Source organism: Micromonospora orduensis, assembly GCF_006228125.1.
Classification (GTDB): domain Bacteria; phylum Actinomycetota; class Actinomycetes; order Mycobacteriales; family Micromonosporaceae; genus Micromonospora; species Micromonospora orduensis.
Window position 1 is genome coordinate 1 of sequence record NZ_VDFY01000218.1, and the last position, 24,436, is coordinate 24,436.

The 24,436-nt window shown below is 71.8% G+C and carries 21 protein-coding genes; 10 read left to right on the forward strand and 11 right to left on the reverse strand.

Annotation, left to right across the window (positions count from 1 at the left end):
• The 3 genes from FHG89_RS24835 to nrfD form a co-directional block, all read left to right on the forward strand.
• On the forward strand, positions 1 to 1,412 hold a 1,412-nt coding region (locus tag FHG89_RS24835), incomplete at its 5' end, for a molybdopterin dinucleotide binding domain-containing protein (protein WP_167517516.1).
• A 3-nt stretch (positions 1,413 to 1,415) separates the two neighbouring features.
• Complete coding sequence (locus tag FHG89_RS24840) at positions 1,416 to 2,459, forward strand: 4Fe-4S dicluster domain-containing protein (protein WP_139586826.1); 1,044 nt, start codon at positions 1,416 to 1,418, stop codon at positions 2,457 to 2,459.
• Positions 2,456 to 3,466, forward strand: a complete 1,011-nt coding sequence (nrfD, locus tag FHG89_RS24845) for an NrfD/PsrC family molybdoenzyme membrane anchor subunit (RefSeq protein ID WP_139586827.1) — start codon at positions 2,456 to 2,458, stop codon at positions 3,464 to 3,466. Before FHG89_RS24840 ends, nrfD begins: the two co-directional genes overlap by 4 nt.
• Positions 3,467 to 3,480: 14 nt before the next feature.
• On the opposite strand, the gene FHG89_RS24850 is transcribed toward nrfD, so the two are convergent.
• From FHG89_RS24850 to FHG89_RS24875, 6 genes are all read right to left on the reverse strand, one after another.
• Complete coding sequence (locus tag FHG89_RS24850) at positions 3,481 to 5,040, reverse strand: OFA family MFS transporter (protein WP_139586861.1); 1,560 nt, start codon at positions 5,038 to 5,040, stop codon at positions 3,481 to 3,483.
• 243 nt (positions 5,041 to 5,283) lie between these two features.
• Entirely contained in the window at positions 5,284 to 6,111 is an 828-nt protein-coding gene (locus FHG89_RS24855; protein WP_139586828.1) for an alpha/beta fold hydrolase, read from the reverse strand.
• Positions 6,108 to 6,980 carry an SDR family oxidoreductase gene (locus FHG89_RS24860; RefSeq protein WP_139586829.1) on the reverse strand — a complete coding sequence of 291 codons (873 nt, stop codon included), beginning with the start codon at positions 6,978 to 6,980 and terminating at the stop codon, positions 6,108 to 6,110. Before FHG89_RS24860 ends, FHG89_RS24855 begins: the two co-directional genes overlap by 4 nt.
• Positions 6,970 to 8,463: a flavin-containing monooxygenase gene (locus FHG89_RS24865; RefSeq protein WP_139586830.1), complete on the reverse strand. Its 1,494-nt coding sequence runs from the start codon at positions 8,461 to 8,463 to the stop codon at positions 6,970 to 6,972. The genes FHG89_RS24860 and FHG89_RS24865 overlap by 11 nt, the downstream gene beginning before the upstream one ends.
• Entirely contained in the window at positions 8,463 to 8,762 is a 300-nt protein-coding gene (locus tag FHG89_RS24870) for a DUF4873 domain-containing protein (RefSeq protein WP_139586831.1), read from the reverse strand. The genes FHG89_RS24865 and FHG89_RS24870 overlap by 1 nt, the downstream gene beginning before the upstream one ends.
• Entirely contained in the window at positions 8,759 to 9,487 is a 729-nt protein-coding gene (locus tag FHG89_RS24875) for a TetR family transcriptional regulator (protein WP_139586832.1), read from the reverse strand. The genes FHG89_RS24870 and FHG89_RS24875 overlap by 4 nt, the downstream gene beginning before the upstream one ends.
• A gap of 48 nt (positions 9,488 to 9,535) precedes the next feature.
• Here FHG89_RS24875 and FHG89_RS24880 point away from each other — a divergent pair, with 48 nt between their 5' ends.
• A complete protein-coding gene (locus FHG89_RS24880; protein WP_139586833.1) occupies positions 9,536 to 10,426 on the forward strand; it encodes an AurF N-oxygenase family protein in 891 nt (296 codons plus the stop codon).
• 28 nt (positions 10,427 to 10,454) lie between these two features.
• On the opposite strand, the gene FHG89_RS24885 is transcribed toward FHG89_RS24880, so the two are convergent.
• Entirely contained in the window at positions 10,455 to 11,054 is a 600-nt protein-coding gene (locus FHG89_RS24885) for a winged helix-turn-helix domain-containing protein (protein ID WP_139586834.1), read from the reverse strand.
• 236 nt (positions 11,055 to 11,290) lie between these two features.
• On the opposite strand from FHG89_RS24885, the gene FHG89_RS24890 reads away from it, so the two are divergent.
• Positions 11,291 to 15,661, forward strand: a complete 4,371-nt coding sequence (locus FHG89_RS24890; RefSeq protein ID WP_244295804.1) for a S8 family serine peptidase — start codon at positions 11,291 to 11,293, stop codon at positions 15,659 to 15,661.
• 70 nt (positions 15,662 to 15,731) lie between these two features.
• Here FHG89_RS24890 and FHG89_RS24895 read toward each other — a convergent pair whose 3' ends face one another.
• Positions 15,732 to 16,238, reverse strand: a complete 507-nt coding sequence (locus FHG89_RS24895) for a winged helix-turn-helix domain-containing protein (protein WP_139586836.1) — start codon at positions 16,236 to 16,238, stop codon at positions 15,732 to 15,734.
• Between the two features lie 237 nt (positions 16,239 to 16,475).
• Here FHG89_RS24895 and FHG89_RS24900 point away from each other — a divergent pair, with 237 nt between their 5' ends.
• From FHG89_RS24900 to FHG89_RS24915, 4 genes are read left to right on the forward strand one after another with little or no spacing between them, the layout of a single operon-like run.
• The gene (locus tag FHG89_RS24900; protein ID WP_167517517.1) at positions 16,476 to 17,417 is read left to right on the forward strand and encodes a phosphatase PAP2 family protein; all 942 of its coding nucleotides are present in this window, start codon (positions 16,476 to 16,478) and stop codon (positions 17,415 to 17,417) included.
• Between the two features lie 28 nt (positions 17,418 to 17,445).
• Positions 17,446 to 18,141 carry a response regulator transcription factor gene (locus tag FHG89_RS24905; protein ID WP_139586838.1) on the forward strand — a complete coding sequence of 232 codons (696 nt, stop codon included), beginning with the start codon at positions 17,446 to 17,448 and terminating at the stop codon, positions 18,139 to 18,141.
• On the forward strand, positions 18,138 to 19,598 hold the full coding sequence (locus FHG89_RS24910; RefSeq protein WP_139586839.1) for a sensor histidine kinase: 1,461 nt from the start codon (positions 18,138 to 18,140) through the stop codon (positions 19,596 to 19,598). Before FHG89_RS24905 ends, FHG89_RS24910 begins: the two co-directional genes overlap by 4 nt.
• Entirely contained in the window at positions 19,595 to 20,140 is a 546-nt protein-coding gene (locus tag FHG89_RS24915) for a hypothetical protein (RefSeq protein WP_139586840.1), read from the forward strand. Before FHG89_RS24910 ends, FHG89_RS24915 begins: the two co-directional genes overlap by 4 nt.
• On the opposite strand, the gene FHG89_RS24920 is transcribed toward FHG89_RS24915, so the two are convergent.
• Genes FHG89_RS24920 through FHG89_RS24930 form a run of 3 tightly spaced genes read right to left on the reverse strand, consistent with a single transcriptional unit; the run spans position 20,133 to position 23,400 of the window.
• On the reverse strand, positions 20,133 to 21,137 hold the full coding sequence (locus FHG89_RS24920) for a D-alanine--D-alanine ligase family protein (RefSeq protein ID WP_139586841.1): 1,005 nt from the start codon (positions 21,135 to 21,137) through the stop codon (positions 20,133 to 20,135). The genes FHG89_RS24915 and FHG89_RS24920 overlap by 8 nt on opposite strands.
• A complete protein-coding gene (gene alr / locus FHG89_RS24925; RefSeq protein ID WP_139586842.1) occupies positions 21,134 to 22,276 on the reverse strand; it encodes an alanine racemase in 1,143 nt (380 codons plus the stop codon). The genes FHG89_RS24920 and alr overlap by 4 nt, the downstream gene beginning before the upstream one ends.
• Positions 22,273 to 23,400 (reverse strand): acyltransferase family protein, encoded by a 1,128-nt coding sequence (locus tag FHG89_RS24930; protein WP_139586843.1) that lies wholly within the window; start codon positions 23,398 to 23,400, stop codon positions 22,273 to 22,275. Before FHG89_RS24930 ends, alr begins: the two co-directional genes overlap by 4 nt.
• A 59-nt stretch (positions 23,401 to 23,459) precedes the next feature.
• Here FHG89_RS24930 and FHG89_RS24935 point away from each other — a divergent pair, with 59 nt between their 5' ends.
• Positions 23,460 to 24,419 (forward strand): LLM class F420-dependent oxidoreductase, encoded by a 960-nt coding sequence (locus FHG89_RS24935; protein WP_244295807.1) that lies wholly within the window; start codon positions 23,460 to 23,462, stop codon positions 24,417 to 24,419.
• Positions 24,420 to 24,436 lie beyond the last annotated feature (17 nt).

Sequence of the window (24,436 nt, forward strand, 5' to 3'; positions counted from 1 at the left end):
GTGAGATCGTGCCAGAGGAGTGCCGGACGGAGGTGTTCTTCCTGCCCGCCGCCTCGCACGTGGAGAAGGAGGGCACGTTCACCCAGACGCAGCGGTTGTTGCAGTGGCGGGAGAAGGCCGTCGAGCCGCCGGGCGACGCGCGCTCCGAGCTGTGGTTCTTCTACCACCTCGGCCGCATCATCCGGGAACGGCTGGCGCAGTCGACCCGTCCCCGGGACCGGGCGCTGCTCGACCTGAACTGGAACTATCCGACGCACGGCCCGCACGCGGAGCCGAGCGCCGAGTCGGTGCTGTACGAGATCAACGGGTACGACGTGGCCAGCGGCCGGCCGCTCTCGAGTTCCACCGAGATGAAGGACGACGGCTCCACCGCCGGCGGCTGCTGGATCTACACGGGCGTGTACGCCGACGGCGTCAACCAGGCGGCCCGCCGCAAACCCGGCGCCGAGCAGTCCCTGGTGGCTCTGGAGTGGGGCTGGGCCTGGCCGTCGAACCGCCGCATCCTCTACAACCGCGCCTCCGCCGATCCGGACGGCAACCCGTGGAGCGAACGCAAGAAGTACGTCTGGTGGGACCCCGACAAGGGCGAGTGGACCGGCTACGACGTGCCGGACTTCGAGAAGACCAAAGCGCCGTCGTACCGGCCGCCGCCGAACACGGCGGGCGTGGCGGGCATCGCGGGCGACGACCCGTTCATCCTTCAGGGGGACGGAAAGGGCTGGCTGTACGCGCCCAGTGGTGTCCTGGACGGGCCGCTGCCGACGCACTACGAGCCGGTGGAGTCGCCGGTGCGCAACCCGCTGTACCGCCAGCAGGCCAACCCGACCCGGAAGGTCTACACCCACCCGATCAACACGCTGAACCCGAGCCCGCCGGAGGACCACAGCGACGTCTTCCCCCTCGTGTTCACGGTCAGCCGACTCACCGAGCACCACACGGCTGGTGGGATGAGCCGGACGGTGTCGCCGCTGGCGGAGTTGCAGCCGGAGATGTTCGTCGAGGTGTCGCCGGAGCTGGCGGCCGAACGCGGACTCGACCACCTCGGCTGGGCGCACCTGATCACCACCCGTGCGGCCATCGAGGCGCGGGTCCTAGTGACCGACCGCGTCACCCCGCTGCGGGTCGACGGCCGGGTCATCCACCAGGTCTGGGTGCCGTACCACTTCGGCTACGAGGGCCTCGTGACCGGCGACTCGGCGAACGACCTGTTCGGCATCAGCCTGGACCCGAACGTGCTGATCCAGGAGAGCAAGGTCGGCACCTGCGACATCCGGCCCGGACGACGCCCGAGAGGACCGGATCTGCGGGACCTCGTCTACGACTACCGGCGGCGGTCGGGGGACCTGAGCCACCGCTATCCACCGGTGGTCACGACCGACGTCGCCGACAGCAGCAGCGACCAGGAGGGCTGACCGATGCCCCACGCCAACGCCCTGTACGGGCCGCTGGACCCGGCGCCCGACGCCGGCTATGTGGACGCGCCACCCCGGATGGGGTTCTTCACCGACACCAGCGTGTGTATCGGCTGCAAGGCATGCGAGGTGGCCTGCAAGGAGTGGAATCTCGTCCCGGAGAGCGGCCTCGACCTGCTGGGCATGTCGTACGACAACACCGGGGCGTTGACAGCGAACTCGTGGCGGCACGTCGCGTTCGTCGAGCAGCCCCGCTCGACGGGCCAGGAGATCCCGGCGTTCGAGGGGCAACCGGACGGGCCGTCGGTCAGCCCGGCGACGGCGGCGGTCGGTGCGCGGACCAGCAGCGACACCGGAACGGATCCGGGCCTGCCGCCCGGCTCGCCCGCCGCGGCGACACGCATGTCGGCCGGGCCGGAGTTTCTGGGGATGCCTGGTGCGCAGCCGCCGGGGCGGGGTTCTGGTGCGCAGGGGCGGACGGATTTCCGCTGGTTGATGATGTCGGATGTGTGCAAGCACTGCACGCATGCGGCGTGTCTGGATGTGTGTCCGACGGGTTCGTTGTTCCGGACCGAGTTCGGCACGGTGGTGGTGCAGGAGGACATCTGCAACGGCTGCGGCTACTGCATTTCGGCGTGCCCGTACGGGGTCATCGATCAGCGCAAGGGTGATGGTCGGGCGTGGAAGTGCACGCTGTGCTACGACCGGCTCGGGGCCGGGATGACGCCGGCGTGCGCGCAGGCGTGTCCGACGGAATCGATCCAGTACGGGCCCTTGGAGGAGTTGCGCGAACGTGCTGCCGCCCGGGTCGAGACGTTGCACGAGCGGGGTGTGCCCGAGGCGCGGTTGTACGGGGAGGACCCGAACGACGGTGTGGGTGGCGACGCCGCGTTCTTCCTGCTGCTGGATGAGCCTGAGGTGTACGGGCTGCCACCGGACCCGATCGTGACCACCCGTGACCTGCCGGCCATGTGGAAACGCGCAGGCCTCGCCGCGATGACGATGGCCGCCGTCACGGTGGTCGCGTTCCTGGGCAGGCGGCCATGACGGACACGACATCGTCCGACGGGCACCGGCGGCGGGGACGCGGCGGGGACGGCGAACAGCTCACCGTCCCGCCCGCCGACTTCAGCTCCTACTACGGCCGGCCGGTGCTCAAACCGCCGGTCTGGAAGCACGACATCGCCGGGTACCTGTTCACCGGCGGCCTCGCCGCCGGCGGCGCGCTGATCGGTGCCGGCGCACAGGTGACCGGCCGTCCCGAGCTGCGCACAGTCGGCCGTTGGACGGCCCTCGGCGGTGTCACCGCCAGCACGTACCTGCTGGTTCACGACCTCGGGCGGCCGGACCGGTTCCACCACATGCTGCGGGTCGCGAAGCTGACCTCGCCCATGTCCGTCGGCACCTGGATCCTCGCCGCGTTCGGGCCACTGGCCGGGGTGGCGGCGGTCGCCGAACTCGCGCCGCTGCTCCCACAGCACGGCGTGCTCGGCCTCGCCCGCCGGCTGGCGCCCCCGGTCGGCCACGCCGCCGGTCTGGCCGCCGCCGCCGTCGCGCCGGCGCTGGCCACGTACACCGGGGTGCTCCTCGCCGACACGGCCGTGCCGTCCTGGCACGACGCCTACCCGTCGCTGCCGTTCGTCTTCGCCGGAAGCGCGCTCGCCGCCGCGTCCGGGGTCGGCCTGATCGCGGCGCCGGCCACGCAGACAGCCCCGCTGCGGCGACTCGCCCTCGCCGGCGCGACAGTCGAGATGGTCGGCGGACGGCGGCTGGAGCGGCTGGGTCTGACCGGTGAGCCGTACGCGCGTGGCCGCAGCGGCCGGATGATCACCGCGGGGCGCGTACTGCTCACCGTGGGCACCGCCGCGGCGCTGGTGAGCCGCTGCAGCCGGCTTCTGGCGGCGATCGCCGGCGCGGCCCTCGTGGCCTCGTCGGTGGCCACCCGGTTCGGCGTCTTCGAGGCGGGCCGGGTCTCGGCGCGCGACCCGAAGTACACGGTCGTGCCCCAGCGGGAGAGACTCGATGAGAAGAACGGCCCCGCGATCCGGCCCTGAACGGGCGCGACACGTCAGCTGGTGAACAGTTTCGCGGCGGTGATGGCGGTCTGGACGATGCCGTAGCCGAGCAGTGCCGCGACGAGCAGCCACGACACCCAGAGCCGCCCGGTCTGGGTACCGACGTGCTGCGGTACCGGAGGGTTGCTCTGCGGGCCGAGGGCGACCGGCTCGGTGACAGTGGCCTTGGCCACGGGTGACGTCGGTCCCCGGTCCGGCTCGTGGAACCGGTCGGGCACCGGACGGACCAGCAGGTTGGCGATGAAGCCGATGGCCAGAATGCCGACCATGGTGAACAGCGCGGGCCGGTACGCCGAGGCGGTGAGGGTGCCGGGCTTGCCCTGGGTGTCGAGGATCCCGTTGACGATCAGTGGGCCGGCGACACCCGCGGCCGACCAGGCGGTCAGGATCCGGCCGTGGATGGCGCCGACCTGGAAGGTGCCGAACAGGTCGCGCAGGTACGCGGGCATGGTGGCGAAGCCACCGCCGTAGAAGGAGATGATCGCAGCGGCGATCAGCACGAAGACGGCGGTCGCGGAGTGGCCGGCCACGGCGAGCAGCACGTACAGCACCATGCCGACGCCGAGGTACACCATGTAGATGGGTTTGCGGCCGATGAGGTCGGAGGTCGTCGACCAGACGAACCGCCCTGCCATGTTGAACAGGGACAGCACTCCCACGAAACCGGCGGCCGCCGTCACCGAGACGGTGGTGGCGGTCCCGTTGTCCCGGAAGAAGTCCTGGATCATCGGGCTGGCCTGCTCCAGGATGCCGATGCCGGCCGTGACGTTGCAGAACAACACGATCCACAGCAGCCAGAACGACCGGGTACGCACGGCATTCGTCGCGGACACGCTCGCCCTCGTCACCAGAGGGCGACTGGCGATGGTCGCGGGGTCGAATCCGGCGGGCCGCCAGTCCGGCGCCGGAACCCGGACGTTGAACGGGCCGAACATCATGATCACGAAGTAGCCGATGCCGAATGTGACGAAGAGCGCCACGAGCGCGTGGCCCGACGCGACGGCCGCCGGGTTGGCGGGGTTGTAGTCCGGGTCGTAGAGCGAGAGCAGTTGGCGTGCGAGCGGGCCGGCGACCAGGGCGCCGCCGCCGAACCCCATGATGGCGAGGCCGGTGGCGAGGCCCGGCCGGTCCGGGAACCACTTGATCAGGGTCGAGACCGGCGAGATGTAGCCGATTCCGAGCCCGATGCCGCCGATGACGCCGTACCCGAGATAGAGCAGCCACAGTTGGTCCGTGGCGATGCCGAGCGCGCCGACGAGGAAGCCGACGGCCCAGAAGCAGGCGGAGACGAACATCGCCCGGCGTGGCCCGTTGCGTTCCACCCACCGTCCACCCACCGCCGCGGACGAACCCAGCATGACGATGGCGATGCTGAAGATCGCACCGATCGCCGTCTGGCTGGTGTCGAAGTGCGCGATGAGGGAGTTCTTGTAGACGCTCGTCGCGTAGACCTGCCCGATGCACACGTGCACGGCCAGCGCCGCGGTCGGGATGAGCCAGCGGCTGTATCCCGGGGGAGCGACAGTGTGTCGAGGATCGAAGACCGACAGCATGGGCATCGTCCGAGCCTCCTGCGGCTGCGTGGGCCGGCGGCGGTACAGAGCTGTCCGGCGCGGCAGTTGACCGAGCGGCGCCGCGACGGTGGCGGCCCTCGGCGCACGTCTGGCGTCAGCCGTTGACCGGCTTCATCTCACGTTACGTGTCGTGAGGTTCACGTTTCGTGGTTACCGGGAAAGCGGCGCGGAGGCATCGGTGCGCCAGTGGTGGGGAGGCTGCCGTCTCCCGCTGCGCCGCCGCTAGGCGGCCATGGACGGGTCCGGTCCCTGCGCGCGGGGCACGGCGCCGGTGGTCTCCAGGATGAGCGCGGCGACCAGGTCCGGGTCGTCGCTCATCGGCACGTGTCCGCAGCCGGCCAGCGTCACCACGCGGGCCGCCGGCAGCCCGGCCCGGGCGCGCTCGGCCTGGTGGACGCCGAAGATGCGGTCGCGGTCGCCCCAGCCGATGGTCACCTGCACCGCCGCGTCGGCCAGCCGGAGGCAGTCGAAGCGGTAGTCGCGGGCGGCTCGGGCCACGGCGTTGAAGCCCACCGCTCGCCGCAGGGCGAGCGCGTCGCCCACCGCGCGGTCGACGTCCAACAGTGTCGGGCGGGCCATCAGCGGTGCGAAGCACAACGCCCGCAGGTACGCCGAGCGCAACGCGACCCGCATGATCGGGGTGGGCAGGCGCGAGTTGGCCCGCAGCATCCTGAGGATGGCCAGCGCCCGGCGCCGCTCCGCCGGTGTGAAGAATCCGGCGGGGGAGAAGGCGGTGGCCGACGCGACCGCCCCGGTGGCGGCGAGCTCCAGACCGATCGCCCCACCGAGGCTGTAACCGGCCACATGCGGACGCTCCAGCCCCCACTCGGTCAGGACGGGCAGCATCGCGGCGACGGTGGCGGCCATGTCGGCGGGCATCCCGGTGCCGGGCACCGGTGAGTTTCCGAAGCCGGGCAGGTCGAGGGCGATCACCTCGTGGTGGGCGGCGAGCCGGTCGAACACGGGCTCCCACGCCTGGTGGCGGTGACCGATGCCGTGGATGAGCACGAGCGGTTCACCGCTGCCCGCGCGACGGAAGTGGATGCTCATCCGCGCCCCTCCACGGACGACCTGCCGAAGGAGCGGCCGAGCTGGCGTACCTCGTCCTCCATCTGACCGACCATCGTCCGGCCGCCGAACCTGGTGATCAGCGCATCTGAGAAGCCGCTGAGCACCACCGGCCGCAGCGCCTGCACCAGGGCCAGCGACCGTGGCACGTACACCTTGCGTCTGCGGCGTTCGATGCCGTTCAGCAGGGCGTCGACGCACTGCTCGACGGGAACCACCGTGGACAGTGGCCACGGCAACCGGCGCAGCGTGGCGTTGAACGACGCCAGGTCGGCGCGGATGTCGCGGACCAGGTCGGTGTCGATCCAGATCGGATGCGCGGTGCCGACGGTGACGCCGGCGGCGCGGGTCTCCAGGCGCAGCACGTTGGCGAACTGCTCCACGCCCGCCTTGGACGCGCAGTAGGCGGCCATGCCGGGCATCGCCGTGAAGGCGGCGGCGGAGGAGACGATCAGGACGTGACCCCGGGCGGCGGTGACGTGCGGCAGGGCCGCGCTGACCGTGCGGATCGCGCCGCAGAGGTTCACCTCGACGGTACGCACCAACGCGTCGACCGGCCCCACGGCCACGGTGCCGAGGTTCGCGATGCCCGCGTTCGCGACGACCACGTCGACACCGCCGAACCGGTCCACGGTGGAGGCCACTGCGGCGTCCAGCGCCGCCTGGTCGGTGACGTCGCACTCGTACCAGTGCGCGTCGAGGACCTCGCCGAGCTGCCGGAGCCGCTCGCCCTCCAGACCCGCCAGGGCGACCCGGGCGCCCCGGGCGACGGCCGCGCGGGCCAGCTCGGCGCCGATGCCGCGTGCCGCCCCGGTGATGAAGATGGTCCGGCCCGCCAGGTCATACCGCATCGGCGTGCTCCCGTTCCGGTTCGTTGGGGCTGTGGTCGGCCGTGATGAGCCGGTGGTCGGCGGGGCGGAACCGGCGCAACCGCATCCGGAAGCTGGTGGCGAAGCCCGGCCAGATGGTGGTGTTGCGGCCGGTGGCGTCGAGGTACCAGCTCGAACAGCCGGTCTGCCAGACGGTGCCGGCCATCTTCCTGTCGATCTGTTCGGTCCAGCGTCGTTGCGCCTCAGTGGTCGGCTCGATGGCCTGCGCGCCGGTGGCCCGCAGGTGGCGCAGGGCCGCGAGCACCAGGCGCAGCTGCGCCTCGATCATCAGCACCACCGAGGTGTGCCCGAGCCCGGTGTTCGGGCCGAGCAGGAAGAACAGGTTGGGGAAGCCGGCGATTGTCGTGCCCCGGTACGCGTGCATGCTGGGCGCCCAGGCCGTACCCAGGCTGCACCCGCCGCCTCCGTGGATGCGCCGCACGACGGGGGAGTCGGTGACGTGGAAACCGGTGCCGAGGATGATCGTGTCCGCCGGGTGGTGCACGCCGTCGGCGGTGACCAGGCCGTCCGGCACGACCCGGGCGATGCTGTCGGTGACCACGTCGACGTTCGGCCGGGTGAGCGACGGCCAGTAGTCGTTCGAGATCAGGACCCGTTTGCAGCCCATCGCGTACCGGGGGGTGAGCTTGTCCCGTAGGGCCGGGTCGGTGACCTGGCGCCGCAGCGTCCGCAGGGACAGCCGTGCGGCGAGGCGGTTGACCGTCGGGTGCAGGAAGCCCAGGCCCATGGTCTCGCGGAGCAGGTAGAGCCCGGCCCGGGCGGCCCGCTGCGCGCCGGGCACGGTGCGGAACGCGGCCTGCTCGATCCGGCTGATCCGGCGCGAGCGCCTCGGCATGATCCACGCGGGGGAGCGCTGGAACAGCGTCAGTCTCTCGACGGCCGGCTGGATCCGCGGCACGAACTGGACCGCCGACGCGCCGGTGCCGATGACCGCGACACGGCGGCCGGTCAGGTCGTGGTCGTGCCGCCAGCGGGCGGAGTGGAAGACCGTGCCGGCGAACTCGTCGATGCCGGGCAGGTCGGGGATGGCGGGCTCGCTCAGGGGGCCGGTCGCCCAGATCAGCACCCGGGCGGTGTGGTCGCCGCCGGAGGTGCGCAGCAGCCAGCGTTGGCGCTTGTCGTCCCAGCGTGCCTCGTGCACCTCGTGGCGCAGCCGCACCTTCGGGCCGATGCCGAAGCGGTCGACGCAGCCGCGCAGGTAGTCCCTGATCTCCGGCTGGCTGGAGAAGGTGGTGGACCAGCGGGGATTGGGGGCGAAGGAGAAGGAGTAGAGGTGCGACGGGACGTCGCAGGCGCAGCCCGGGTAGGTGTTGTCCCGCCAGGTGCCGCCGACGTCGTCGCCCCGGTCGAAGACGAGGTAGTCGGTGAAGCCGGCCCGTTGCAGGGCGATGGCCGCGCCCAGGCCGCCGAAACCGGCCCCGACGATGGCAACGTCTGTCTCCATCAGTCCTCCAGATGCTCGGACGCGACGTCCGGTCCGGCCGGCGACGGCCAGGGCGGATCACCCACGCCGGTGATCCGTACGCCGCCCCACGGGTCGACCTCGGCCAGTCGGGCGGGTCGGGCCCGGTCGGCGATGCGCAGCTCGACGTCGCGGCGACCGGAGCGCAGCAGTCGTGCCACTGTCGGGTCGGGCTCGATGCGCCCACCCCAGTGGAAGCGGCCGTCGACGGGTTCCCACCGTCCGCTGAGGTGCGCCCGTACCGGGGTGCCCGCGATGCTCGCCGGACCGTGGTAGCTCACGGCACGATCCGCTCGTGGGCGCGGGTCAGCTCGGGCGGCAGGTCAGCGCTGGCCCGGACGCCCTCGATCCCGCTCCAGAGCAGGGTGGTCAGGTAGTCGGTGAGGGCGCTGCGGCTGATCGGCTGCCCGTGTGTGGTCCACCAGTCGCCGACCGCCTGCACGAAACCCACCAGGCCGTACGCCCAGGGCTCGGCCGGGCCGGCGTCCAGGCCGAGCGCGCGCAGCCGGTCGCCGATCACTCGGGCCAGCCCGGCGGCTACCTGCCGGCTGGTCCCGGCGACGACCTGGTGGATGCCGGGTTGCCCGGACTGGCTCATGAGGAACCGGTAGAGCGCGGGCTGTGACTCGATCACGCCGAGGTACGCGTCGATCGTCGCCTCGACCAGGGCGCGTTCCTCTCGGACCTGGTCGATCGCGGGCGCGATGGCGTCGACGACCCGGGCCGCCACCACCTCGCTCACCGCGATCCACAGCTGCGTCTTGTCGGTGAAGTAGCGGTAGAGCACCGGCTTGCTGACGCCGGCGATGGCGGCCACCTGGTCCATGTCGACCTCGGGTCCGTGCCGCAGCAGGGCCTGTACGGCGGCGCCGACGAGCGCCTGTCTGCGCTGCTCGCGATGGTCGGCCCAGCGGTCCCGGCGGCCGTTGCCCTTCGCTTTCGGGGCGCCGGCGCCGGATGCGTCAGGCGCGTCGGATCCATTGACATCCTTGCGCGGCGATTGCATGCTACTACTCGTAACAGTTACCGGTCGTCACGTCAATATGGAGGAACCATGGAGACGGCGGAACCCCAGGGCGCTGCGGTCGCCGAGCGACTGCTCACCTCGTCGCTGCGGACCAGCTACGACCCCGTGGTCGAGATCGACTGGGACGCCCCACACACCCCGGGCGCCTACTGGCTTCCGCCGCACCGCAGCAGCCTCTACGGCACCCCGCTCTGGTCCGGGTTGAGCGAGGAGCAGCGGATCGAACTCACCAAGCACGAGGTGGCCAGCGCCGCCAGCGCCGGGCTGTGGTTCGAGACGATCCTCATGCAGATGCTGATCCGGCAGTACTACGACGACGATCCGACCAGCCGGCAGGCCCAGTACGCGTTGACCGAGGTCGCCGACGAGTGCCGGCACTCGATCATGTTCGGCCGGCTCATCGAGGCGACCGGCTGCCCCGTCTACCGCGCGAACGCCGTCGACCACTGGCTCGGCCGGTACCTCAAGGCCACCGCCAGCGGCCCCCGGATGTACGCCGCGATCCTCATCGCCGAGGAGATCCTCGACGCGTTCCAACGCGAGATCATGGCCGACGAGTCGCTCCAGCCGCTGATCCGGATGGTCTCGCGCATCCACGTGGTCGAGGAGGCGCGGCACGTCCGGTTCGCCCGCGACGAACTGGCCCGCCAGGTCGCCGCCACCGGCCCGATCGGCATGGCGTTCGCCCGGTTGCTGGTCGGTCGCGCCGCCTACACGATCGCCAACCGCCTGGTGAACCCGAAGGCGTACGCCGCGGTGGGCATCGAGCCGGAGGTGGGTCGGGCGGCCGCTCGGGCCAACCCGCACTGGCGGGAGACCCTGCGCTGGTCGGCGTCGAGGGTGTACGACCACCTCGCGAGCGCCGGCCTGGTGGCTGGGCCGGGTCGGTTGCTGTGGACCCGCGCCGGGCTGATCTGACGCGCGAGCTGCCCACATCAGGCAGGTGTCAGGCGCGGCCGATCCGGGGTTTCTGCCGGTCGGTGAGCAGCAGACCGACGCCGCGTACCGCCTCGATCGTGGCGTTGGTGCCCAGGCTGAGCAGCTTGCGCCGCAGCCGCTTGACGAGGGACTGCACGTCCGCCTTGCGCTCGCGCCCCTCGTCGTGCCAGACCGACAGGTGCAGCTCGGCGTAGCTCCAGACCCGGACCGGTTCGGCGGTCAGGCAGGCCAGCAGGTCATGTTCCAAGCGGGTCAGGTCGACCTCGCGGCCTGCGTACCGTGCGGTGCAGCGGGCCGAGTCGATGACCAGGGCGGGTTCGGTGGTGGCGGCGGGCGCCGGTACGGCCGGTGGCGCGGTCGGAGTTCCGGGTGGTTGCGCCGGCGCCGCGATGAGCCGGCGCAGTTCGTCGAGATCGGCCACCAGCAGCAGGGGGGCGATGCCGTCGAGGCGCTCCGCGAGCCGGATGCGCTCGGCCGGCGACGGGGTCACCGCGATCAGCAGCGGGAACGGCTCGTCAGCCGGTTCCGCCTCGTCCACCGCAGCGTCCTCGTCCTCGGCCACCACACCGCCCGGGATCGAAGGGCATCCCTGCCCAGCTCTCGTCATGGTCCTGACAATGATGGGCAGGCGCCCCGCCAGCATGGCAACCGTTAGCGACAAGTTGCTCACGGCAAGTTCTTGATCGTCCTTTCTTCTCGATCATAGTGTCCACTCGGGCAACCGGCGTGACCCGCGCGGTGCATGGGGAGGTCCACCATGGCCCATCTTCACCCTGGGCCGTTCTGAGGGAGGCAGCACCGATGTTCAGACGTCCACAATGGCGGCGCACAGCCAGATCACTGGTGAGCGCCGGCGCGGCGATGATCCTCGCCGCCACATGTCTGGCCAGTACCGGCTCGGGCGCGCAGGCCGCGCCCGGTGGGATGGGCGTGGGCACCGCTCCGGGCGACAAGATCCGTCCGGACCTCGCCAAGCAGCTCCAGGCCAAGAGCGAAGGGGACTTCTGGATCCGGTTCACGGACCGGGCGGACCTGAGCAAGGCCAGCGCCGTCAAGGACTGGGCGAAGCGGGGCACCGCCGTCGCGGACGCGCTGCGCAGGACGGCCGCCGAGAGCCAGGGCCGGGTCCGCGCCGAACTGGACGGCTCGGGGGCGAAGTACCAGACCTTCTGGGCGACCAACGCCATCAAGGTCAGCAGCGGCTCCCTGGCGATGGCGCAGAAGTTCGCCAACCACGCCGAGGTGGAGGGCCTCTACGCCCCGGTCGCCTACAAGGTTCCCGAGACCATCAAGGGCACCGACGAGAAGACCGTGAACGCCCTGGAGTGGGGCGTCGCGAACATCAACGCCGACGACGTCTGGTCCCAGTACGGGGTCAGGGGCGAGGGCATCACCATCGCCAACATCGACACCGGCGTCCAGTTCGACCACCCGGCGCTTGTCAACTCCTACCGGGGCAACAACGGCGACGGCACGTTCGACCACAACTACAACTGGTTCAACGCCGCCGGATCGTGTACTGCCGCCCCCTGTGACAACGATGGACACGGCACGCACACGATGGGCACCATGGCCGGCTCCGCCGGCGCCAACCAGATCGGTGTCGCGCCCGGGGTCAGGTGGATCGCGGCGAACGGTTGCTGCCCCAGCGACGCCGCGCTCGTCGAGTCCGGTCAGTGGATGCTCGAGCCGACCGACCTCACCGGCCAGAACCCGGACGCCAGCAAGCGGCCGAACATCATCAACAACTCGTGGGGCACGCGGGATCCGTCCAACGAGCCCTTCATGGAGGACGTGACGCTGGCCTGGGCCGCCTCGGGCATCTTCGGCGTCTGGTCCAACGGCAACAGCGGACCGGCCTGCCAGACCAGTGGTTCGCCGGGCAGTCTGGCCAGCAACTACTCGACCGGCGCGTACGACATCAACAACAACATCGCCGGGTTCTCCAGCCGGGGTACCGGCCAGAACGGCGAGATCAAGCCCAACATCTCGGCTCCGGGGGTGAACATCCGGTCGAGCATCCCGGGCAGTGCCTACGGCAGTATCAGCGGCACCTCGATGGCGGCACCGCACCTGGCGGGCGCGATCGCGCTGCTGTACTCGGCGGCGCCGTCGCTGGTCGGTGACATCACCGCGACCCGGGCGCTGCTCAACGGCGCCGCGATCGACAAGTCCGACACCCAGTGTGGCGGCACCGCGGCCGACAACAACGTCTACGGCGAGGGCCTGCTGGACGCGCTCGCGCTGCTCAACGCCGCGCCCACAGGTGACATCGGCACGCTGGCCGGCACGGTGACCGACGCGGCCACCGGCGCCCCGATCGCCGGTGCGACGCTGACGCTCACCGGCCCGACCGCCCGGGAGATCACCACCGGGGCGGACGGGACGTTCTCGACCCAGCTCCCGACCGGCGAGTACCAGGTCGCCGTGGCGGCGTTCGGCTACGGCGGCACGACCAGGACGGCCACGGTCACCGACGGCGCGACCACGACGCTCACCGTCGCGCTCACGCCGGTGCCGAGCGTCAACGTCACAGGCGCCGTCACCGACGGTTCCGGGCACGGCTGGCCGCTGTACGCGAAGGTCACCGTGACGGGCGTCTCGGGCGTCTACGACTACACCACCCCGTCGAACGGCCGCTACAGCATCAAGCTGCCGGCCGGGCAGACGTACACCCTGAGGTACGAGCCCCAGTACCCCGGCTACCAGACCGTCACCAAGCAGGTCGTGGTCGGCTCGGGCAACGCCACCGCCAACGTCGCCGTGCCGGTGGACACCACCACCTGCACGACCGCGCCCGGCTACACCTTCGGGTCCGACGGTGAGTACGAGACGTTCGACGGCACGACCACGCCGGCCGGTTGGACGGTGGTGGACAACGCGGGTAGCGGGCAGGTCTGGAAGTTCACCGACGACGGCGGCCGGGGCAACCTGACCGGCGGCAGCGGCAACTTCGCCATGATCGACAGTGACGATTACGGCGCGGGCACCAGCCAGGACACCTCGCTGGTCAGCCCGGTGGTCGACCTGACCGCCGTCACGGCCCCGGTCATCCGCTTCAACCAGGACTTCAACCAGCTGGACGAGGACACCGCCGACGTCGACCTGAGCATCGACGGTGGCGCCACCTGGACGAACGTGCTCCGCCAGGAGACCGACGTCCGGGGGCCGAGGGTGACCGAGATCCCGATCCCGCAGGCGGCCGGCAAGGCGCAGGTCCAGGTCCGTTTCCACTACTACGACGCCTCGTACGAGTGGTGGTGGGAGGTCGACAACGTCCTGATCGGCAGCCAGGTCACCTGTGTGCCGGTCGACGGTGGGCTGGTGGTCGGCAACGTCCGCGACAAGAACGACAGCAGCTACGTCAACGGCGCGACCGTCACCAGCAAGGACCGGCCCGCGGAGAAGGCCGTCACCGTGGCGACCCCGGACGACCCGGGGCTGCCCGACGGCTTCTACTGGATCTACTCCACGCTGACCGGCACGCACCCGTTCACCGCGTCGGCCGGCAACTACGTCAGCCAGACCAAGCAGGTCGACGTCGAGGCCGACTGGGCGACCGCCGCGAACTTCCAGCTCGCGGCCGGCCGGCTGTCGGTGACGCCGACGCAGCTCAGCGCGACGCTCCAGATGCCCAGCGGCAAGGCCAGCAGGACGTTCACGGTGACCAACACCGGCGGCGCCCCGGTCGAGGTCGGGTTCGGTGAGCGCGACAACGGGTTCGAACTCCTGCGGGCGGACGGGTCCACGGTCACCAGGCAGCAGGTGCTCGGCAGCAGCGGCGCGCCGGAGCAGCGGCTCAAGGTCGCGACGTCGGTCGCCGCCAGGGCGTCCGGCAAGGCGGCCACCGCGGCCGTCGCCGCGGCCGGTCCGCAGGCCGCACCGTGGACCGACATCACCGACTTCCCGGCGAACATCATGGACAACCGGGTGGTCAACCTGGACGGCAAGGTGTACTCGATCGGCGGTGGCGACGGAAACGCCTCCACCACGAAGAACTACGCCTACGACCCGGTCGCGCAGACCTGGACGGCGATCGCCGACCTTCCCGGCGCCCGCAACGCCCTGACCGTGGGCGTCGTCGGTGGGAAGATCATCGCGACCGGTGGCTGGGCCGACGAGGGCCCCGACTCCGCCACCTGGTCGTACGACCCGGGGGCGAACACCTGGACGGAGCTGGCCGACAACCCGGCGCCGCGCGCCGCCGCCGGGCAGGCCGTCGCCGACGGCAAGCTGTACGCCATCGGTGGCTGCACCACGGCGGACTGCCTGCCGATGTCGAACAGCGTCGTCCGGTACAACCCGGCCAGCGACAGCTGGGAGACGCTTGCCAACTACCCGAAGTCGGTGGCCTTCGCCTCCTGCGGCGGGATCGACGGCATCGTCTACTGCACCGGTGGCAACGACGGCTCCGCCGCGCAGAAGGCCAGCTACGCGTACGACCCGGGTGCCAACACCTGGACCGCCGTCGCCGACGCGCCGGCCGACAACTGGGCCAGCTCCTACGCGGTCGCCAACGGAAAGCTCCTCGTCGTCGGTGGCTCGCAGGGTGGGGCCATCAGCAACGCCGGCTTCGCCTTCGACCCGGCCGCCGGCTCGTGGTCCAACCTGCCGAACGCCAACACGGCGCGCTACCGCGGTGGTGCGGCGTGCGGCTTCTACAAGATCGGCGGCTCGTCCGGCAGCTTCAACGCGGCGCCGGACAGCGAGGTGCTGCCGGGCTTCGAGGGCTGTGCCGAGGCGGCGGCCGACGTCAGCTGGATGACCATCGACAAGTCGACGGTCACCCTCGCACCGGGAGCGAAGGTCACGGTCACCGTCGGGATGACGGCGAACGTCGACCAGCCGGGCACGTACTCCGGCGCGGTCACGATCAAGGAGAACACGCCCTACTCGGTGGCGCCGGTCGAGGTCACCATGACGGCGAACCCTCCGAAGACCTGGGGCAAGCTGATGGGTACGGTCACCGGCACCAGCTGTCAGGGCGCGTCCTCGCCGATCGCCGGCGCGCTGGTCCAGGTCGACTCGTGGGCCATGTCGTGGACCTTCACGACCGACGCCCAGGGCCGGTACGCCTACTGGGTGGACCGCCGCAACAACCCGCTCACGATGATCGTCGCCAAGGACGGCTGGAAGCCCCAGACCCGTCAGACGAGGATCGACACCACCACGCCCACTGTGGAGAACTTCGGGTTGGCGCCCGTGCGGTGCTGACACCTGAGTGGTAGCACACCGATCCCGGCCCGCCTGGTCGTCGACCAGGCGGGCCGGACCGTGCCGGGGATCAGACGGGGGCGAGCCGGAAGCCGACCCCGCGCACCGCGTGGATCGTCGCTGTCGCGTTCAGCCGGGCGAGCTTGCGGCGTACCCGCCGGACCACCGAGTGCATGTCCGAGCCGCGACCGAGGTGGCGGTTGCCCCAGACCTCGAGGTGCAGTCGCTCGTACGTCCACACCTGCCCGGGCGCGTGGACGAGGCAGAGCAGGACGTCGTGCTCCAGCCGGGTCAGGTCGATCTCCTTGTCCCGCCACCGCACCACCCGGCGGTCGGAGTCGACGGTCAGGTCGGCCGGTGGCGGCGGCTGGTTCGGCGTCGCGTCGGCGAGGACGGCCCGGGCCGGGGGAGGTACGACGGGAGGCATCTCGACCACGCCGAGGAATTCCCGCGCCTGGTCGACGTTCGAGACGATCAGGAAGGCGTCGCTCCCACCGAGCAGTCGCGCCAGTTGTCGGCGTTCGGCCGGCGAGGACGCGATGCCGATGACCAGGGAGGCGACCGGAATTCCGGGCATTTTCCCACCCCTTCCGGTTCCAGCTCACTCCGGATGGTGTTCCGCATCACCGATCACCACATCGATCGGCGTCTTGACCCTAGTGGTGGTGCGTCTCGGCTGGGTAAAACATCGTTGCATGTAAGCACGTGAATTCGTTGCCCGGCGCGACGCCGGGGCCGGCGCAGGCGGAAACTGTGACAGAACGAAGACAATCCGCGGACCACACCGGCACCTGCCGGGACGAGCATGCTCGACATGTCCATCGGATCGTCGTACTCCGTCGGGCGGGCGACGCCCGGCCCGCCGCCGCTGCCCGATGCCCGCGCGGCCGTGTCGTCGAGCCCGCGGCTGCTCGGCGCGGCCGTCTGTGCCCTGCTCGGCCTGGGGCTCACCGGCGCGTTCTTCGTCTGGACGTACCCCGGTCAGCGGCTGGACGGGCTGCTCCTGCCGCGCGCGGAGCGCGGCGGTGGGTACGCGCAGCCGAGCACCCTGCTCGACCCGGCCCGCAGCGTGCTGGCCGCGTTCGGTAGCACGACGACGCTGGCCGGCCTGCTCGGCGCGGTGCTGCTGGTGGGTCTCGCCGGCCGGCGGCTGATGGCCGGCCTCGTGGGCGTGGGCATGGTCCTGGGCGCGGTGCTGGTCGCCGGCGCGACGAAGTCGGCGCTGCTGCGCCCGGAGCTCCAGGTCGAGACCTCCACCACCCACAACAGCTTTCCCAGTGGTCACGTGGCGGCGGCGACGACCCTGCTGTTGGCGTTCCTGCTGGTCGTGCCCGCTCGGGCGCGGCGGTGGATCGCGTTGCCGGGCGCGGCGGGTGTCACGGTGATCGCCGGTGCCACCATGGTCGCGGGCTGGCACCGGTTCAGCGACGCGCTCGGCGGGGTCCTGCTGGGGGTCGCGCTGTTCTGTCTGGCCGCGGCCGTGCTGGTTGGTCGGCCCGGTGTCGTCCGGACCACGCCCGGTGCCCCCGGCGGGGGCGCCGTCCGGCCCGGGCTCACCGAGGCGGTGGTCGGCCTGCTCGGGCTGGGGTGCGTGCTCCTGCTGGTGGTGCCCGGCCTGCGCGCGGCGCTGCCGCCCGGGGTGCTCGTCGCCGTCCTGGCGGTGGCCGGACTGACGGTCCTGGCCGTGGGATCGGCGGTGTACCTGGTGCGGTCGGTCGACTTCGCCCGACCGGCGGATCGATCGACGAAAGGCTAAACCCATTCATGATGCGATACTTAGTGACATGTCCCAGGTCCTGCTGATCGAAGATCACCAGACGGTGCGTGACGGATTGCAGCTGGCGCTGACCCGTCAGGGCCACACGGTCGACGCCGTCGCCACCGGTGAGCAGGGGCTGGAACGGGTGCGCGGGGGCTCCGCCGACGTCGTGGTGCTCGACCTGATGCTGCCCGGGATGGACGGGTTCGAGGTCTGCCGTCGGATCCGCCAGCTCGGCGACCTGCCGATCATCATGCTGACCGCCCGCAACGACGACATGGACGTGGTCGCGGGCCTGGAGGCGGGGGCCGACGACTACGTGGTCAAGCCGGTGCAGGCGCGCGTCCTGGAGGCGCGCATCCGCGCGGTGCTGCGCCGGACCGCCGGCGAGTCGCGCCGCGGCGCCGGCGACCGGTCCGGGCCGGAGCAGCACGGCGGCCTGCGCATCGACCGTGCCGCGCTGGTGGTCAGCAAGGACGGGGTGCCGGTCGGCCTCGCCCCGACTGAGCTGCGCCTGCTTCTCGAACTCTCGCACACGCCCGGGCAGGTGCTGAGCCGCCAGCAGTTGCTGGAGGCCGTGTGGGAGCACGGGTACCTCGGCGACTCGCGGCTCGTTGACGCCTGCGTGCAGCGGGTCCGCGCCAAGATCGAGGACGACTCGTCCACGCCGGTGTACATCCAGACCGTCCGCGGCTTCGGGTACCGGTTCGGGCCGCTGTGACACCGCGGCGCTGGGCCGACGCGCGCGCGTTCGGCCTGCGGGTCCGGCTGCTGCTGGCCTTCGTCCTGCTGGGCGTCACCACCACGGCCGTAGTGGCCAGCGGCAGCTACTTCCAGGCCCGGACAGTCATCCTCCAACAGGCGCAGGACGCCGCGGTGATGTCGCTGACCGACCAACTCGCCCAGCTCTACCCACTGCGTCAACTTCCGCCCACCCAGGAGGATCTCGACACGCTGGCCCAGCGCCTCTCCGATCGGGAGGGGTACGCGGTGGTCGTGTGCCGGGACATGCGGGCGCAGGGTTCCGAAGCGCCCGACCTGCTCACCCCGCAGCTGCGCCAGGCGGTCCGGGACGGTGTCGTGGCCTGGCAACGCGTCTCGGTCGACGGGGAACCGGTGCTGCTCATCGGCACCCAGCTGGAGCTGGACCGACCCGACGGCGCGTCCCTGCCGTCCGGCCTGGAGGTCTACTCGGTGCGCAGCCTCGCCCCCGAGCAGCAGAGCATCGACCGGCTCGCCACGCTGGCCTGGCTGACCGGCGGGCTCTCCCTCGTGCTCGCCGTCCTGTTGGCCCTGCTGGCGGCCCAGGGCGTGCTGCGCCCGGTACGCGAACTGGGCCGGGCGGCGCGCAGTCTGGGCGAGGGCCGGCTGACGACGCGGCTGTCGGTGCGGGGAGCCGACGAGCTGGCCGACGTGGCGCGGACCTTCAACAACACAGCGGCGACCCTGGAACGGCAGGTCGGCGAGCTGCGCCGGATGGAGGCCGACGCGCGCCGTTTCGTGGCCGACGTGTCGCACGAGCTCCGTACGCCGCTGGCCGCGATGACGGCGGTCACCGACGTGCTGGACGAGGAGGCCGACCGGCTGCCCGGGGACGCCGGTCGGGCCGCGCGACTGGTCAGCCAGGAGACGCAGAGCCTCACCCAGCTGGTCAACGACCTCATCGAGGTCAGCAGGTTCGACTCGGGCACGGCCCGGCTCGCTCTCGACGACGTCGACGTGGCCGCCGCGGTGACCGCGACCCTGCGGCTGCGCGGCTGGACCGACCGGGTCCGCGTGGACCTGCCGCCCGGGGTCGTCGCCCGCCTCGATCCCCGCCGACTGGACGTCATCGTCGCCAACCTGGTGGGCAACGCCTTCCGGCACGGCGCCGAGCCGGTGTCCCTGCGCCTGCGCGTGGAGCCGGACTGGCTCACCATCGAGGTCGCCGACGAGGGGCCGGGTCTGCGACCGGAGGTGCTGGCGCACGTCTTCGACCGCTTCTACAAGGCCGACACCGCGCGAACCCGGTCCGAGGGCAGCGGCCTGGGACTCGCCATCGCCTGGGAGAACGCGCGACTGCACCGCGCCCCCGGGCAGCAGGGCAGCCTCACCGCCGGCAACGCCCCGAACGGCGGTGCGGTGTTCACCCTCCGGCTGCCCCGGGTGGCGGCGGACGACGCCGGGCAGGCCCGATGAGCGTACGACGGGTGCTGGTCCGCCCGCTGCTCACCGGCGGGCTCCTGCTCACGCTGCTGGTGGCGGGCTGCGGCGTACGGCCCAGCGAGGTCATCACCGGCCGGCCCGCGCAGTCCGGCGCGTCGCAGGGGATCCGGCTGTACCTGCTGTGGCGCGGGCAGGTCGCGGTGGTCGTCCGTCCGACCAAGGTGAACCCATCGCCCTCGCCCGAGGCGTCGCTGGCCCTGCTGCTGGCCGGTCCGGAGGAGTACGAACGTCGCCAGGGGTTCACCAGCGAGGTGCCGGCGGGTCTGCGCGCGGTCCCCTCCGTCCCGCCGGCAGGCACCGCGCCTGGCTCCCCGCCAGCGGTGTCGGGCGGAGCGGGCGGCCTCACGGTGACGGTGACGGGGCCGGTGCGTCCGCTGTCGACCGACGCGGCAGACCAGATCATCTGCACGGTGGCCGACGCCGCCGCGCAGGCCGGTCAGGCGGAGTACTTCGTCCCGGTCACCATCGTCGGGTCCGACGGCGCCCGACCGGCCCTGCCCTGCTCGATCAGGTGACCGGGACGACCGCGCCGGGGCGGGCCCGGCCGTGGTCGGCCAACGCGCCGTCGACCAGTATGTCGAGCAGGTCGGCGAACTCCAGTCCCGCCCGCTGCCAGATCTGCGGGTACTGGGACGCCGTGGTGAAGCCGGGGAAGGTGTTCACCTCGTTCACGATGGGCTCGCGCCACCCGTGCTCGGGCAGGAAGAAGTCGACGCGCAGCAGGCCACGGCAGTCCAGGGCGTGGAAGGCGCGGATCGCCCGGTCCTGGAGCACCTCGGTCGTCGCCGCGTCGAGCGGGGCGGGGATCTGGAACACGGCCCCGCCGTCGTACTTCGCGTCGTAGTCGAAGAAGCCCGCCCCGCTCACCCGGATCTCCAGCGGCGGACCGGCCTGCACCCGGCCGTCCGCGTGTTGCAGGACGGCGACGTCGATCTCCCGCCCCCGCGCTCCCTGCTCGATCAGCACCTTCGGGTCGACCGCGCGGGCCTGCTCCAGCGCGGCGGGCAGGTCCGCCCAGTCGGTCACCCTGACCACGCCCAGGCTGGAACCGGCCCGCGCCGGCTTGACGAACACAGGCAGATCCAGCCGTCCCTGGTCGGACGCCGTCAGATCCTCGCCGGGGCGCAGGGTCACGCCGGGGCTGACCCGCAGGCCCTCCACGGCGAGCAGCCGCTTGGTGACACCCTTGTCCATGCCGGCCGCGCTGGCGAAGACCCCGTTGCCGACGTACGGCACGCCGAGCCATTCCAGCAGCGACGCGACAGTGCCGTCCTCGCCGTAGGGGCCGTGCAGGGCCGGGAACACCACGTCCTGGGCGCGCAGCACCCGCAGCGCATGGGGCAGCGGCGTCGCGCGGCCGTCGACGTGCCAGCCGCCGTCGCGGCCGATGAGCACCTCGGTGACCTGGTACCGGTCGCGGTCCAGCCCGGCGAGGATGCTCGCCGCCGACCGGCGGGACACCTCGTGCTCGCCGCTCTGCCCGCCGTACAGCAGTGCCAGTCGGGTTGTCATGAACTCTCCGCCCCTTCGTGGTGGTGATCGCGGGCCACCCGGGCCCCGATGCCGGTCAAGATCTCGTGCGGGTTGGTGCCGGCCCACCGGGCCCACTCGCCGACCGTCGGTGGGGTCCGCTCACCGTCGGCGGGGCCGAACACCACGACCGGGTCGCCGATCGACACGGGCAGGTCCCCGGCGTCGACGACGCACTGGTCCATGGCGACGCGCCCGACGACCGGGCACCGCCGACCGCCCAGCCACACCGCCGCGCGGCCCTCGGCGGCCCTGGTCAGCCCGTCGGCGTAGCCGACCGGCAGCAGCGCCAGCGTGGTCCGGCCGCACGTCACGTACTCCGGTCCGTAGGAGACGCCGGTGCCGGCCGGCACCCGCTTGACGTTGACCACTGTGGTCCGCAGCGTCATCGCGGCGCGCAGTCCGAACGCACCGGGACCGGTCGCGCCGAACGGGTCCACGCCGTAGAGGGCGAGCCCGATCCGGCAGAGGTCGTATCGGGTGGTCGGCGCCGACAGCGCGGCCGCCGAGTTGGCCAGGTGCACCAGTTCGGGGTCGAGGCCGGCGCCACGGGCGACCCGCAGCGCCTCCTCGAAGGTCGTCACCTGCCGGGCCAGGGCGGGACTGCCCGGCACGTCCGCGTCGGCCAGGTGGGACCACACGCCGCGTACCCGGACCGAGCCCTCCACCTCGTACTTGCGGGCCCAGCCGGCCAGCTCGGGCCAGTCGTCGCCGCCGGCCCCGTTGCGGGCCAGGCCGGTGTCGGCCTTGAGCTGCACCAGCGCGGGCGCGCCCAGCCGGTGCGCGGCCGCCGCGACCGCGTGCAGGTGGGTCGTCGTCGACACGCCGACGTCGACGCCGGCGGCGATCAACGAAGCGAAGTCGTCGTCGGGGCGGTGCAGCCAGCTCAGCGTGGGCGCCGTGATGCCCGCGTCGCGCAGCGCCAACGCCTCGGACGCCGAGGTCACGCCCAGCCAGCCGGCGCCGGCACGCAGGGCCGCCCGGGCGACCGGGACCGCGCCGTGGCCGAATCCGTCGGCCTTCACCACCGCCATCAGGTCGGTGCCGGTGACCGCGGCGATGGTCCGCACGTTCCCGGCGATCGCGCCGAGGTCGACCGCGGCCCGCGCCAACGCGCTCATCGGGCCGGCTCCAGCCGGCGAGTCCCGGGCAGGGCGAACAGCCAGCCCGCGCGTACCGCCAGCAGTCCCCGGTGCACGGCCAGACTCGTGCCGATCACGACCCCGGTCAGCACGACGGGGTAGCCGAGGACGATCAGGCCCTGGCCGACATCCCCCAGCCCGGAGACCGGCTCGTGCAGCAACCGGTGCAGCACCGCCAGGACGGGCATGTGGATGACGTAGACGGGCAGCGTGACGCGGCCGAGCGTGGCGAGCCGACCGCTGAGGGTGGGCCACCGTTCCAGCCGCGCGGCGGCGGTGACACCGAACGCGACAGCCACGACGGACACCAGCGGCCACACGCCCCACCACTGTTGGGCGCCGGCCACCGCCATCACGGCGAGCGCGAGACCGTAGGCGCCCGAGGTCAGGACGAGCCGACGCCCGGTGGCGGTGGCCGCCCACCGTTCGATCTGCGGCCGCAGGTACAGGCCGGCGAGGAAGAAGACCAGGTTCTGGTACAGGCCCGCGCGGTTACCTGGCGTTTCCAGCAGGCCGGCGGCGGCGACCGCGGACAACACCCCGGCGGGTACGAGCACCAGCAGGCGGGGTGCCGTACGGGTCGCCTTCGCCAGGGTGAAGTAGAGCGCCAGGGCGTACAGGTACCAGAGGTTGGAGGGCGTGACGGTGAGCTGCTCCAGCAGGCCCAGGGCGGACGTGGCCCGGTCGGTCGGGAAGTCCGGCGCCACGGCGAGGACCACGGTGTGGATCAGCAGCCACAGCGCGTACAGGTAGAGGAAACCGGCGACCCGGCCGCGGGCGACGACCCGCCACGGCCGACGCACGGCGTTCGCCGCGAAGACGCCGGAGATGGTGAAGAACAGCGGCATCCGCAGCGGCAGGAACTGCTCGCCCAACGCCCCCCACAGGCCGGGCACCGGCACGCCGACGTGCCAGTCAACCTGCAGGTAGTCCTTCACGACGACGTGCCACAGGACGACCAGGATGATGCAGACGCCCTTCGCGGCGTCTGCCCACTGGGCACGTCGCGGCGCTCCGGCGGCCGGGCCGATCCCGGTGCGGCGGTGGGACCGGACTCTCGCCGCATCGGGCCGGTCGGCGGTGGCAGTCGTTCCTCGGATCACCCGACCGACGGTGTCAGCAGGATATCCGCGCGTGATCCACGAATTGTCATGAACAGGTAATGGCCGTCGCCGGGCGGCTCGGCGACGTTGTCCCGGCGGCGCGCGCCGCCGACGCGGTCTCACTAGGCTCGCGTACGGAGGTGCCGAACATGAAGCTCGGGCTGCACTACTGGAACTACTCGATCCCGGCCGATCCGGCTGCCATCGCGCCGACCCTCGCCGAGGCCGCCACCATCGCCGAACAGGCCGGGGTGGCGTCCTTCACGGTGATGGACCACTTCTTCCAGATGGAGGCGATGGCCCCGGCCGAGGAACCGATGTTGGAGGCGTACACGACGTTGGGTTTCGTTGCCGCCAGGACGCAGCGGATGACGCTGGGTGTGCTGGTCACCGGTGTGATGTACCGCTATCCGGGGCTGCTCGCCAAGACCGCGACGACCCTCGACGTGCTCTCCGGTGGTCGGGCGCGGCTCGGCATCGGGGCGTCCTGGTACGAGCGGGAGCAGCGCGGTCTCGGTGTGCCAGTGGTGCCGGTGGCCGAGCGGTTCGAGCGGCTGGAGGAGACGTTGCGCATCTGCCGGCAGATGTGGAGCGACGACAACGGGCCGTTCGAGGGGCGGCACTACCAGCTCACCGAGACGATCAACTCGCCGCAGCCGTTGAGCCGTCCGCACCCGCCCATCATGATCGGCGGCAGTGGCGAGAAGAAGACCCTGCTGCTGGTCGCCCGGTACGCCGACGCCTGCAACCTGTTCGGTACGGGCGCGCAGGGGGTGGCGCACAAGCTGGAGGTGCTGCGGGGGCACTGTGCCGCTGAGGGCCGCGACTACGACCGCATCGAGAAGACCGTGCTGGCGTCCCGGCCGCCGTTGGAAGATCTCGACGGGTTCCTCGCCGAGGTGGCCGACTACGCGGCGCTCGGGGTGAGCGAGGTCCAGGTCACGCCGGACCGGCACCCCGTGGAGTTCGCCCAGCGGCTCGGCGACGAGGTGCTGCCTCGGCTGGCCGCCATCGGCTGACGGCTGCCGGACCGGGC

What these genes read in the sequence shown, in the direction of transcription:
- FHG89_RS24865 (WP_139586830.1), bottom strand. Translation starts at nt 8,463, where the DNA reads ATGGAGACAGACGTTGCCATCGTCGGGGCCGGTTTCGGCGGCCTGGGC.
- nrfD (WP_139586827.1), top strand. Translation starts at nt 2,456, where the DNA reads ATGACGGACACGACATCGTCCGACGGGCACCGGCGGCGGGGACGCGGC.
- FHG89_RS24875 (WP_139586832.1), bottom strand. Translation starts at nt 9,487, where the DNA reads ATGCAATCGCCGCGCAAGGATGTCAATGGATCCGACGCGCCTGACGCA.
- FHG89_RS24885 (WP_139586834.1), bottom strand. Translation starts at nt 11,054, where the DNA reads ATGACGAGAGCTGGGCAGGGATGCCCTTCGATCCCGGGCGGTGTGGTG.
- FHG89_RS24900 (WP_167517517.1), top strand. Translation starts at nt 16,476, where the DNA reads ATGTCCATCGGATCGTCGTACTCCGTCGGGCGGGCGACGCCCGGCCCG.
- FHG89_RS24920 (WP_139586841.1), bottom strand. Translation starts at nt 21,137, where the DNA reads ATGACAACCCGACTGGCACTGCTGTACGGCGGGCAGAGCGGCGAGCAC.
- FHG89_RS24895 (WP_139586836.1), bottom strand. Translation starts at nt 16,238, where the DNA reads ATGCCCGGAATTCCGGTCGCCTCCCTGGTCATCGGCATCGCGTCCTCG.
- FHG89_RS24905 (WP_139586838.1), top strand. Translation starts at nt 17,446, where the DNA reads ATGTCCCAGGTCCTGCTGATCGAAGATCACCAGACGGTGCGTGACGGA.
- FHG89_RS24850 (WP_139586861.1), bottom strand. Translation starts at nt 5,040, where the DNA reads ATGCTGTCGGTCTTCGATCCTCGACACACTGTCGCTCCCCCGGGATAC.
- FHG89_RS24935 (WP_244295807.1), top strand. Translation starts at nt 23,460, where the DNA reads ATGGCCGTCGCCGGGCGGCTCGGCGACGTTGTCCCGGCGGCGCGCGCC.
- FHG89_RS24880 (WP_139586833.1), top strand. Translation starts at nt 9,536, where the DNA reads ATGGAGACGGCGGAACCCCAGGGCGCTGCGGTCGCCGAGCGACTGCTC.
- FHG89_RS24860 (WP_139586829.1), bottom strand. Translation starts at nt 6,980, where the DNA reads ATGCGGTATGACCTGGCGGGCCGGACCATCTTCATCACCGGGGCGGCA.
- FHG89_RS24915 (WP_139586840.1), top strand. Translation starts at nt 19,595, where the DNA reads ATGAGCGTACGACGGGTGCTGGTCCGCCCGCTGCTCACCGGCGGGCTC.
- FHG89_RS24855 (WP_139586828.1), bottom strand. Translation starts at nt 6,111, where the DNA reads ATGAGCATCCACTTCCGTCGCGCGGGCAGCGGTGAACCGCTCGTGCTC.
- FHG89_RS24840 (WP_139586826.1), top strand. Translation starts at nt 1,416, where the DNA reads ATGCCCCACGCCAACGCCCTGTACGGGCCGCTGGACCCGGCGCCCGAC.
- alr (WP_139586842.1), bottom strand. Translation starts at nt 22,276, where the DNA reads ATGAGCGCGTTGGCGCGGGCCGCGGTCGACCTCGGCGCGATCGCCGGG.